Genomic DNA, 11,799 nt, shown 5'->3' with positions numbered 1-11,799 from the left:
GAAAGAAACTCTTGTATAAGATGCCTTAGACAAGGCTAGTTGTAAAGTAACCCGTAAACAAGAGGGGGTTGTGGTGAGTGTCAGCCGAGCCGAGCCGACTCGACGGCTGCCGCGCGAGCGGCGCCGCGAACAGATCCTCGACGCCGCAACCCGCGCCTTTGCCCGGGCAGGCTTTGCTGACACCGGACTTGATGCCGTTGCCGCAGAAGCCGGTGTCACCCCGGTGATCCTGTATCGGCACTTCGCCTCGAAGGCTGACCTCTATCGTGAAGTGCTCGACTACGGTTACCGCCGGCTCCGCGAGGCCACCGGGGCGGACGAATTCGATGATGCCAGCATCCCCGCGCTAGTACGTGCAGCCGCTGCTGATCCGGAGGCCTTCCGACTGCTGTTTCGCTATGCTGCCCGCGAACCCGAATTCTGTGACGTAATAGAACGAGCTCTGGACAACGGGACTGAGATCACGCGCCGCTACCTTGCGGGCATCGCCGACGAGCGGTGGCGGAGCTGGGCAGCGCACCTATTACCTACCGTCACAATGGACGCCGTGATCGCCTGGCTTGACGCCGGCCGGCCCGACCCCGATCAGGCCGCCGCGCGCATCCGTCGTATCGTCGACGCCGTAATCCATGCCGCCCAACCCCGCTGATCTGGCAATAGCACACCGACGACGACCACATTCGCAAGCCGTTATCGGACGCGGTGACGCAGCCAGTTTGCGCTGTCAACACAACATCGTCGGCACAATCCCGGCCAGAGCGGCAGGTGCACACAGTCTGGTTGGAAGGAAGAGACCCGTCTGCCTGGCCTGCGTCGGGCAAAGACCAAGGGTATAAGCCGATGGTTGAAAGTGTGTCCTGCCAAGCTGCGACTCCGGTGTTGGGCCCAGGCGTTCAGCTCACCGATCACACGACATCGCGATCGGTCACCGGGTGTCCGTATCCGGCCAGCACCAGCTCGGTGATCGCCTCCAAGTCGATCACGTCAGCCTTGACCCGCCGTCGGCCCTGCACGCGACGCTGCTCGGCGACCTGAGCGGGGTTGAGCTCCAACACTTCCCAGCCGTCCGGCCACCGATGGTCGAGCACCGGGCGGTGGTAGTGGCCGGCGGCTTCCACGCCAACCTTCACCCGACCTGCCGGCGGCACCACAGCCGTGGCCCGCGCCGCCGCTGCGGTCAGACCCAACCCGGTCATCGCGAACTCGACGGACCGACCAGCCGATGACGCGTCGCGTCGGTCACCGAAAACAATGCCGAAGTCTTGCCGACATCAACGGCCATGACGATCGTGGACGACGTGACTGGAGCTGCATGCACAGACACAACAACACCTCCGGGGCGTGTCACGAGGTCAACGTGCGTCAACACGCGGACCCCGGAAGGAATCAGTTACAGATCCCTTCCTGACACCTCCGGAGGCATTTTGAGAAGGACCAAGCCGATCTATATCAGCCGACTTTGGTCAGGGAAAATAATTGATGGTGGTCAACGATGTAGCAGTTCGGTGGGACGTGTGGGATGTCCACCTTAGTGTAGGGCGTGAAGTGCACTTCCCCGTTGAGCGTAACAGGGTCCCACCACTGGACTACGCTCACCGGATGGTATCCGCCATCGAATAAAAAGTCGCCCATCACATATAACGGACACTTCAGACCATCGGGGATAGTCCGCGAATTGACGTATTGGCCATCTTTTAGTGGAGCGTCGAAACTCGACCCCAGCGCAGTCGTCACGTGCGCGATGCAGTCCGGATTGCATGTCGTACTGACAGTCCACGTCCCCGTACCGCCGTCGTCGTCGGCGTAGAGATAGACACCGTCCATCGCCGGAGGTTCCGCCTTGGCCTGCGGTGCGGCCGCGCCAAGCCCCACTCCGAACAACACCGCAATCGCTGCGGGCGGAGGCCACATTCTCATGCGTGTTTCCGTTCTCTTGTCTTACCGCTATCAATGGCGAGGTTCATGTCCCTGCTGGTCATCAGTGTGACCCCCACTTGGCCACTGCGGGACTTCTGACGAACGTGCGTCTGCCGCGGATCACCGGATGAGCACATCTTGTCGGAGTGCCAAAACTTTAATTGAGGGGACGGTGAATTTAAGCGAGCCTCTCAATGCTGGCGCTGTCCCACGTGGATTATCGTAATAGTGCAAGAGGGCAAGCATATTTAGACGCACCATTTTCTTGATCGGATTTGTCAACAACGGTATGCCCGGCACACCCAATGTTTAGAACTCGCGCACCGGCCATTAACTGTCCTAGGGGGCACTTGCAGCGTCATCTGCCTTCCGGCTGTGTCAGGTCGATAAGCGGTGTAGTTCAGAATGGTCATCATCCCGGCTTCCAGGTGCTAGCCGTGATGACCGAGGATCCTGGGTTATCGGCGATCAGCACAGCAGTGAGTTTCTGGTTGGGCAGCACGATGACGGCGACTTTGCGCAATAATTGGAGGGTAGCAGCGCGCCCTGTGCCGTGCTGACGACAGGCGGCCATGGAACATCGCTTTCGTCCGTGCCGACAAGTACCCCATACCCCCTGAGGGTACGAGCAGGTGGCGCGTGTGACAAGGAGCGGGAAGGTTACGAAAGGCCCGTCGAACACCTTTCTGGTGCATGGCACGCTGTGCCCGGGGGACCTTCGGCGCCGGCAGGCCACCCGACCCCTGTGTTGGTCCAAAGTTGAAGGCTCGCGGTTCACCGCTTGGAGCACTTTCCTCGCAGTAACTGCCCGCATTTTGACTGACCGCCTGCTCGGTGGCCTCGGGTCAAGCCGTCACCGCAGAGCAACCCATGTCGGTTGTGGGGCGAGATTGGCCACATATGGTACCGTCCGGGGGTATGGGGTATACGCGACCGTCGGCCGATGCCCGATGTACCGGCCGGGCACACCTAACTGGACGGGCCTCCGCGCTGATCGCTGCTACGCGCCAATTGGGGGACACCCTTCCGCTATCATCGCGCGCCGAGCAAGAGGCGTCATCCACATCAGATTTCGCGCAGACGCACATCGAACGCTCAACGACACTGACGAGTTCCGGCGGCAGCCAGCAGCCTTAAGGCACGCCGATACCAGCCAGCGGGGTCACAGGATACGGTGAATTCCTCTCACGGACTTCGTCTTTTAGTATCATATGACGGAGCAGTTCTCGTGCTGTCGGCATCGGGAGTTATTGACCTCGCGACCACGCCACACTTTGCTCACCGCGTCAACGAGGTTCTCAAACAACGGCCCGCCGCGCTCATCATCGATTTGTCCCACGTCGAATTCATGAGTGCGGTGGGCATCGACGTGCTTGTCCAGGCTCACCACGCCACCGACACTACGGCTTATGCAGTGGTCGCTGACGGCCCGGCCACAGCTAGACCGCTGCGGCTGACCGGCCTTCACACCGTCATCGCGATCTATCCGAGCGTGGCCGAGGCCCGCAAAGGCTTAAGGACAGCACCGCCACCCAGCGCAGAGCCACCATGAAGGGCCGGGCGTTGGCGCTCATCCACACTGACCATGCCTCGGTCACTGTCGGTCAGGACGACGCTAGCAAACGCACCGAAAAGGGGTTTTCCCCCGGCGGCACTGACCGCCTGAACCATCACCCCGAAGAAACACACGACGACGTACACCACGTCCTTGGACACTTGACCTCCGCCGAAATCTGCACGGCACGGATCTGGAGACCGCGGAGTACGAAGAGTGGCACTGGTACCGGTTCTTTCGTCTCCGCCGTCGTTTCGAGAGTTGGGCGGCCCAGCGCGGCCCGGGGTGGTTCCGCGGAAAAGCCGGTCGGCCAAGGCGGCTAGGTGAGTGGCGACCATATTCGATGCGGGCACTTCAGCCCGGTCAGAGCCCACGCACGTCGGGCGCTTTTCCTCAGCGTGGCCGACGCCGTTCGCCGTGGTGGTGCTTCGGACCCTTGTGAGACGTGTGCGGCGCACGATTTCAAACGTGCTCGGGCAAGTCTGGTGCCATATGCTGCCCAACCCGACAGTGCCCGGCTGCGGCTGGATTTGCTATTGCTGCCGCGTTGGTGTCGCTGGGGCCGGATCGCCCGCAGATCGCCCTTCGTCAGGCCGAACCCACCACAATGACACGAGTTGGGTCACAGGCGCTTTCGCCAAAACTTTGTCGGCGCTGGTGGCTAAGGTAGTGACTGCCGGGATGAAGCAGGAGCCGTCGATGTTCGATGATGAGGTGAATTACCCCACCGCCGTGGCAAGCTATGACGACGGCGGTGTGGCTGAAGCCATCCGCTGGTGCACGTCTCACATGGAGAAGGGCGACACCCTCACTGTCTGGACCAAGCTGAAGTCCAACCTGCGCAACTGCGACATGTTGAACCGACTGGTCATCCGCCACTCCGACGTCGAGCACGTGACCGGCAGAGGAGGCGCATACGTGCGTGGCCACGGCCCGGTGCTGATGGCCTGGCCAGGCATGGACGACATCGGCGAACTGGTCCGATTCAGCAATCACATGATCCGGGGGTTGTGTGTGATCACTTGGAACGCCAACCGGATTCGGCCGTGGGTAACGCAGATGCGACCGGATATCCTCGGCAACGGTTCGGAGTGGGAGGACCTCACGCCGAAGCTAGACCCCGTGGTGATCGAGGCGATGAACAGTCTCACGTTAACGATCAACCACAACAACACAATCGCGGCTGGCTACGAGAAGGACGACGTCGTGAGTGTGCTCCTCGAAGTCCACGATGCCGGCATCCCAATGGACGGCGACGCGATGCAGGGATGGGCGCTTGCCCACGGTTGGTCCGGGAAGAACCCGGCATTGCTGGCCAAGTACGTCGAGGACGTCAACGGCGGCAAACGCCCCCGGTGTAACCGAGTGATCCGTTCCGACTACATCGACCACCTGAGGGCGCGGGTGGCCGGAGGCGTCAATGACGACGAGGAATGATCGTGGCCGTCACGTCTGCCCCACAACTTCCGTCGAGTGAGGAATATAGCGGATGCGAATACGGCGGGTTATCAGTAGAACGTAGAACGAGCCCTTATTCCCTATCCTGTTGCAGCGCAGATTATTTCACAGCCCGAGTCAATCGCCGAAAACTTGATCAGCCCGTATGCTCAAGCCAGGGGCCAAGAGCCCGGAAGTGGCGCCGACGAAGGTCGACTCAGACCTCCACCCATAGGCCGCGTCGTACTGCCCAACCGGCGGTTCACCGTCGCAAGGTCATGGTTCGACTACTCGAGAGCGCCAACTTGCAGGACCTCGATCTCTTGGATGCATCCGGCAACCGCGGCCCAACTAGCAAAATGCCAGAGAATTCGACCGATGTTGATACCGCCGATCCGATCAAGGTCGCGATATTCTCTAACATGTTTCGCCGCAGTGCATTTCGCAATTGTCTACACTGGCGATAACTTGCGCAATTCGTACTCATGAAGGGCTTTTCACCGCAGTCGATTGGAGCGAGTGAAAGCGATTGATTCAACAGATGATCAGGCTTAGCGCTCTGACGCCAATGACGGTGTCGCTTGTCCACGCAAAGATCGACGCCTGAGGCTCAGCGGTCGGCACGATCACCCGCGATGGAACACCGTCCCAACCGTGGGCGTCCGCCGTGCCGTGTGCGTCGATTTGGGTTTGTAGCGAACTGACGCCGATCGCAGCAAGTGCTACGATTGCTACATGATGTCGGACTATGTTATCGCCGAGGTGGACGATGGACTGGAGGTCCGTGGCGTTACCCGAGGGGAGCTCACCGAGGCGCTTCAGCTCCTCAATTTCTTCGGAGGAACCGAGGGCCCACACGAGGCAATCGCCCTGCTACAACTACGCAACGCGCTCGTGCATGACCCGCAGGGCGGTGCACACATCCGCGAGTTCATTGAGGTGTTCAAGGCTATTCGCACGCTGCAAGCCGAGCATGTGGAAGCGTCGCGCGAAGAGCTGCTTCGCGTGCTGATGGGCCATGGCGTTAGTCTGACGCCCGCCGCGACCCTGTCGCAGTCGAAGCGTTTGGCCGCCCACCGCAACGCGCTGCTCGCGACGCCTTTCCACACCTACAAATCGCTGAGTGAGCAGCGCAATTCGTCGGAGTCCAACACCAGAACGTGGGTGGCGCGACGTCGACAAGCGCATCAACTATTCACCGTTGACCATGGCGGCAGGACCTTGATACCGGCGTTTCAATTCGATGAGCACGGCAAGCTGCGCGCCGAGTTGGCGCCGATCCTGGCAGCGCTTGCCAATGGGGGAGTGCGGGACTGGTCCTTGTGGACGTGGCTTACCAGCCCGACGAGTTTTCTCTCCGGCGAGGTACCAGAGCGCACCGCAACGACTGATCCAGCGCGTGCGCTGCGCGCAGCCCAGCGCTTCGCCGCGGGTGCGGCCGCCTAGAACACCGGCTCGACGTGACCGCTACGCCTCCGCCCCAGGATCTGGTGTGCCCCCACCCGGCGGGCTGTGGTGTAGTCGCGACGTTGCCCACATTGAATGCAGTGCCCCTCGAAAAAGGCCGCATGCTCTACCGCGTGTACGACGGTAAGTGGGGATATGACGAATTCAATGCAGGCTGGGGCGACACCCGCTTTGCCCCGATCGACGACCCCATCACCGGAAAGCGGTTGTCGAACATGTATGTGGGTGAATCGCCTACCGGGGTCCTGCTCGAGTCGGTCTTTCACGATGTCCACCAGTTGGGCAGCATGATCGCCTACGACGCCCATCTGCACGAGAAGCTGTTGGCGCACATCGAGTTGCCGGTCGATGCTGCGCTGGGCGACCTTCGCGATCCGCAGCTGACGCGGCTAAACCTCAAGCGCAGCCAAGTGATCTCGAGTCCGGCCGAGCACTATGCATGCACCCGGCGCCTGGCGATCGCAGCTCTTGCACAGAAACATGATCCGCCGCTTCAGGGACTGATCTGGCATTCTCGTCAAGCCGAGTTGATCAACAAGCCGCCCGAAGAAGTAATCGTCCTGTTTGGGGAAAGGTACCCGCCGAAGCGGGGTTCCTGGCAGCGGTCCGGACCCGGCTCGCAAAACCTCTACGAAGGGCCAGGGCGACTACTCGTCGAAGAGATCGCCGAAGAATTGCGTGCGCTGATTGAGACGGATAAGGCGTAGGCGCAGTCGTGGCCGGAAGGTAGCAACTTTATCCACGACGGCGATGTGGGCAAAAGTTCGTTGACACCGGCAGGCAGGCGCATTGTCAAGACCGAATTTTCGGCGCCAGTGGGGTCGTGATGTGTAGGTCTAGCTTTCGCGCTGGCAGTCAAGTTTGACGTTGGGCATGGTTGGTCGACCAGGCAGGATGCCTGGCGTTCGAAGAGATAAACAGTGCACCGGGAAAGCGGGTGGGCCGTCGTGGTCCGGCAGGCTGATGAGTCGCCGTGAGCGGCAGGCTTTCTTGTGCGCCGTGATGGCGGCCCAGGTAAGACCAATCACCGACATTTAGTGTTGAGCGCGGGTCGCGGGGCGGGCCGCTCAAGTCGTTCGGAGCGAGGCGGCGAGCGGCGTCCAGCGATCGGCGACCGTGCGCCTGTGCCGTGCACGTGGATCGGATGCCGGAGGGTGATGCTTGCATTGGAGAACTGTCGGCGGACATGAAAAACTGCCCACTGGCGGACATGAAAGTGCCCGTTCGCGGCCAATAAGAACTGCCCACCGGCGGATACGAAAGTGCCCGCAGGCGGCCATGAATCTGCCCAGACCTACTTGATGTCGTTCGGCGCGTCTGCGCTGGGGCGGCCTCTCCTGCGGTTTCGATGTCGATGCCTAGTCGACCCGACAACCCCAGGAGAGACCTACTTGAAGTCTGACGGAGAACTCATGGAAATACTCAATGCCTACGACCTGACCGGGTCCTACCGCGCCGCGGCCGAGCTGTGTGGGTGCTCGCACCACACCGTGAAGAAAGCGGTCGAGGATCGCAACGCTGGGCTGCCCCCGGCCACGCGGCGGGCCCGGATGATCGATGATTGGCGCGACCTGCTGGAAACCTGGGTCGCTGATTCGAAGGGCAAGATCCGCGGCGACAAAGCCCACGACAAGCTGGTGGCGTTGGGCTACACCGGCACCGACCGCACCACCCGCCGTTCGTTGGCGGAGATCAAAGCGCAATGGCGCCTTGGCAATACACGCGTGCACCGGCCCTGGATCACCGAGCCAGGACTGTGGCTACAGTACGACTTCGCCGACGGCCCCCTTGTCGCCGGCCGCAAGATCGTGCTGCTCGTGGCGTGGCTGGCGTGGAGCCGCTACCGCGTCGTGGTGGCTTTGCGGGACCGCACCGCACCCAGTGTCTTCGCCGGCCTGGACCGCATCTTTCGCATCGTCGGTGGTGCTCCGACCTACCTGCTCACCGACAACGAGAAGACCGTCACCACTGGACACATCGCCGGAGTTCCGGTCCGCAACCGGGCCGCGGTCACCTTCGGCCGCTACTACGGCCTTTCGGTGCTGACGTGTGAACCCGCCGACCCAGCCACCAAGGGTGGGGTGGAGAACGCGGTGAAGCTCGCCAAAGCCGACATCGTGCCTACTGAGACCAACCTCCTGCCGCAGTACGACTCGTTCGCCGACGTCGAAGCCGCATGCGCCGGTTTCACCACCGAGATCAACGCCCGCGTGCACCGGATCACGGGACGCCGGCCGGCCGAGATGCTCATTCAGGAACGCCCGGCCCTGCACGCGGTTCCTGACCTGCCCCACACCGCCGCGTTGGGGGTGACCCGCCGGGTTCCCGACAACACCCCGATGGTCACCTTCGACCACTGCCAATACTCGCTGCCCGCAACTCTTCTGGGCCAGACAGTGTGGATCCGTGACCACGACGGCACCGATGAGGTGGTGATCTGCGCTCTTGATGGCGGCGGCCCGGTGGAGGTGGCGCGGCATCGCCGCGCCGCCCCCGGTAGTCCCGCCATCAACGATGACCACTTCCCTGAGCATCGGGACAAGGTGCCCGGTGATTACCGGGTGCGGGCCCGCACTGTCAGTGAGCAGACCTTCCTGGCGCTGGGGCCGGGTGCGGCGGTGTGGCTCAAAGAAGCCGCCGCCGTCGGCACCGAACGGATCCTGCAGAAGATGGCCCACGCGGTGGAACTGTCGGCGTTAACCGGCCGCGCCGATGTCGACTGGGCGCTCGGGCATGCTGGCGTGCACGGTCGCTTCGCCACCGGTGACCTTGATTCCATCCTCGCCAGCAAGGGCATGGACACCACTCGCCGCGGCGCCGACGAAGACACCTCCCTGGCGCAAGGAACCAGTGGGTGGAACTTATTCGGCCGCAACGTTATCGACGCTGACGAGGCAGGCATCGCGTGACTACCACCACGACCACCGCGTCGCTACCCGCCGACGTCGAAGCGCTGATGCGTGGGCTGCGGTTGCCGCACGCCCGCGCGATCGCCGCCGACGTGCTGGCCACTGCCCGAGCTCAACGCTGGGACCCCACCGAGGTGATCAAAGCGCTGCTGACCGAGGAGTCCGCCGGCCGGGCCCGGTCCATGCTGGCCGCCCGCCGCAAAGCCGCCGGCTTCCCGACCGGGAAGACATTCGACGTGTGGGACCCCAATGCGTCGTCGATCCCGTTACCGACCCAGCAGGCGCTACAGACCCTGGAGTGGGTGGGTCGTCGGGAGAACCTGGTGGTCTGCGGGCCCGCTGGCACCGGCAAGACGTTCTTCCTCGAAGCGTTGGGGCAGAAGGTCATCGAAGCCGGGATGCCGGTGGCGTGGTTCACCCTCGAGCAGATCGGGGTCCTGGTTCGGGCGCACCGCGCTGACGATTCGTTGGGCAAGGCCGTGGCCAAGATCGTGCGTGCCGAGCTCGTGGTGATTGACGACGTTGGACTGTTGCCCGTCGGTGCCGATGCCGCTGAAGGGCTCTACCGCATCGTCGAGGCCGCCTATGAACGGCGCTCGGTGGCGATCTCATCGAACCTGCACCCCAGTGGTTTCGATGAGCTGATGCCCAAGACGTTGGCGACTGCCACCGTGGACCGGCTGCTGCATCACGCGCACCTGTGCCAGACCAGCGGAGACTCCGTGCGGCTGGCCCAAGCCCTGCACGGGAAGGGAGTCAAACCCTTGAGCTGACAACGGCCTCAACCACCGGTGGCGGACACACCCTAATGGGCAGATTCGTGTCCGCCACTGGGCAGTTCTTATTGGCCACCTACGGGCAGTTCTCATGTCCGCCCACGGGCAGTTTCAGCTGTCCATTGACAGAGAACAGAACTGAGGAATGCAGGCGACGGTTGGACCAAGCAGGACGCTTATCCTCCTTAAGGTAGGATAATAAGTATGACAAAGGCGAAGGTGTCGGTGACGATAGATCAGGCTGTGCTTGCGGCGGCCGATGCGGATGCCCAGGCGGTCGGCTTGAATCGTTCCGAGATGATCGAGCGGGCCCTGCACCACGAGCATCTCCGGATCTCGCTGGACCACTACACCGCGCACACCGTTCCGGCGTTGGATATCGACGCCTACGCGCAGACGGTCTACCAGGCCAACCGGGCCGCAGGCCTGTGATCACCCCCGGCGACGTCAGGCCGCGCCGCGACACCGGACACGAGCTGTATGTTGTCGTACTCTCCAACGCGATACACCTCGCCGCTGCAACCGGGCGCGTGATCACCTGCCCGTTCATTCCCGGTGAAATCCCCAGTGGCACAATGGCGATGATTGTATCTGTGCAGCAACCCAAGGGCGTTGTCCTGCCCGAGCTAGTTCAGTGGCTTCCCGCGGTAGCGCTCGACGAATCCATCGGCAACATCGGCGCAGCAGCCCTCGCCGACACGACGGCAACCATCGCGGCCCTCGTTTCCTGATTCAGCGCAAAGACCGACCCGGTGTCGCCGTCACCGCCTTGAGAATGCCGGATATGGACCACGGTCGGAATATCTCACCGCTCACGACGTCATCAGCACCGCGACGAAGGCGCCCGAGGGCGACGATCTCGTAGTTGCCGTTCTCGCCGCGGCAGCCGATTCCGGCATAGAAGTCGACGAGGCTTATTTGGCGCCGCGTGCTCGAATTGGAACCGCTCGACCTGTCCGACGTGCGCGAACATCTTGCCCTATAGCTCGCCAACGACCGTCAGGTCAGCTTGCCGGCAACGGGATGGTGGTCGGGTGCGGACAGCCTGTTCGGCCGTCTGGTCGAGGTGAACGGCGGTGTCGCCGCCGTCGCGAAAAAGCTCGGCGTGAATGCCAAGCACCTTGCCTGGGTTGCGGATTAGAGCCGTCGACTTCGGGCAGTCTAGCCCGTATGGGGAGGCTGGGGCCGCACGGCATGTGAACGTGGGTTTACGACCGGTGGTAGCAAAGGTGAACACGGCAGCGACTGTTATCCATGCATAACTGATATTATGCATGAATTATGCCACCCGCCGAGCCGCCCTCGTCAGGTCCTGCACTGTCTCGCACCGACGCCGACCGGCCGGAGTGTTTTCGTGCGTTTCGTTTCTGGCCGACCGGGCCACTCGCAAGCCCTCACCGCACACGACCGCGGCTGTCCGTTCTCATTGAATCTGGGGCACATTTACTAGTCTGACCTGCATTGCCCCAGATTGGATGAGAATTTCGATCGCGACGTTTCTCATTGAATCTGGGGCAACCCTGCTTCCGCGCCCGGCTGCGAGCGCAGCAGGGTAGCCGGAATGGTCTCCTGTCGATTCCGTTGGCTCGGGTACGTCTTCGGTATAACTACTGTGATCGTGTCTCTCGTGACACACGATCATGATTCTGTGGTGCGCTCGCTCGTGTTGGTAGTTCGGGTGCCGGCTGCGGCCTTTGAGCACCTTGGCCACCGCCCGTTTTAGATTGTCATAGCGGAT

11 protein-coding genes are annotated in these 11,799 nt (G+C 62.2%); 9 read left to right on the top strand and 2 right to left on the bottom strand.

Going from position 1 to position 11,799, the window contains the following annotated elements:
- Positions 1–70: 70 nt before the first annotated feature.
- Positions 71–649: a TetR/AcrR family transcriptional regulator gene (locus ACNQS7_RS00590; RefSeq protein ID WP_133438099.1), complete on the top strand. Its 579-nt coding sequence runs from the start codon at positions 71–73 to the stop codon at positions 647–649.
- Between the two features lie 256 nt (positions 650–905).
- Here the strand turns inward: ACNQS7_RS00590 and ACNQS7_RS00585 are convergent, their stop codons facing one another.
- Both ACNQS7_RS00585 and ACNQS7_RS00580 read right to left on the bottom strand, forming a co-directional pair.
- Positions 906–1,196, bottom strand: a complete 291-nt coding sequence (locus tag ACNQS7_RS00585; RefSeq protein WP_231752364.1) for an IS110 family transposase — start codon at positions 1,194–1,196, stop codon at positions 906–908.
- A gap of 253 nt (positions 1,197–1,449) precedes the next feature.
- Positions 1,450–1,917 (bottom strand): hypothetical protein, encoded by a 468-nt coding sequence (locus ACNQS7_RS00580; protein WP_055576974.1) that lies wholly within the window; start codon positions 1,915–1,917, stop codon positions 1,450–1,452.
- A gap of 1,174 nt (positions 1,918–3,091) precedes the next feature.
- Between ACNQS7_RS00580 and ACNQS7_RS00575 the strand changes: the two genes are divergently transcribed.
- From ACNQS7_RS00575 to ACNQS7_RS00540, 8 genes are all read left to right on the top strand, one after another.
- On the top strand, positions 3,092–3,469 hold the full coding sequence (locus ACNQS7_RS00575; RefSeq protein WP_069433862.1) for an STAS domain-containing protein: 378 nt from the start codon (positions 3,092–3,094) through the stop codon (positions 3,467–3,469).
- A gap of 471 nt (positions 3,470–3,940) precedes the next feature.
- Positions 3,941–4,909, top strand: coding sequence for a hypothetical protein (locus ACNQS7_RS00570; protein WP_133450036.1), 969 nt, complete (start codon positions 3,941–3,943; stop codon positions 4,907–4,909).
- Positions 4,910–5,644: 735 nt separating this feature from the next.
- Positions 5,645–6,355: a hypothetical protein gene (locus tag ACNQS7_RS00565; protein WP_065136438.1), complete on the top strand. Its 711-nt coding sequence runs from the start codon at positions 5,645–5,647 to the stop codon at positions 6,353–6,355.
- Positions 6,356–6,477: 122 nt separating this feature from the next.
- A complete protein-coding gene (locus ACNQS7_RS00560) occupies positions 6,478–7,083 on the top strand; it encodes an RES domain-containing protein (RefSeq protein ID WP_082986671.1) in 606 nt (201 codons plus the stop codon).
- Between the two features lie 684 nt (positions 7,084–7,767).
- Complete coding sequence (gene istA, locus ACNQS7_RS00555) at positions 7,768–9,285, top strand: IS21 family transposase (RefSeq protein WP_240258325.1); 1,518 nt, start codon at positions 7,768–7,770, stop codon at positions 9,283–9,285.
- A 47-nt stretch (positions 9,286–9,332) separates the two neighbouring features.
- A complete protein-coding gene (locus ACNQS7_RS00550) occupies positions 9,333–10,058 on the top strand; it encodes an ATP-binding protein (RefSeq protein ID WP_240263800.1) in 726 nt (241 codons plus the stop codon).
- Positions 10,059–10,265: 207 nt separating this feature from the next.
- Positions 10,266–10,493: a ribbon-helix-helix protein, CopG family gene (locus ACNQS7_RS00545; protein ID WP_055580842.1), complete on the top strand. Its 228-nt coding sequence runs from the start codon at positions 10,266–10,268 to the stop codon at positions 10,491–10,493.
- Positions 10,490–10,792 carry a hypothetical protein gene (locus tag ACNQS7_RS00540; protein WP_055580841.1) on the top strand — a complete coding sequence of 101 codons (303 nt, stop codon included), beginning with the start codon at positions 10,490–10,492 and terminating at the stop codon, positions 10,790–10,792. The genes ACNQS7_RS00545 and ACNQS7_RS00540 overlap by 4 nt, the downstream gene beginning before the upstream one ends.
- The last annotated feature ends 1,007 nt before the right edge of the window (positions 10,793–11,799 follow it).

The sequence above is a fragment of the Mycobacterium sp. 23 genome, from assembly GCF_048287075.1.
Lineage (GTDB): Bacteria > Actinomycetota > Actinomycetes > Mycobacteriales > Mycobacteriaceae > Mycobacterium > Mycobacterium gordonae_B.
Note: the sequence above shows the minus strand (reverse complement) of the source record. Positions and strands in the feature narration are given on the sequence as shown.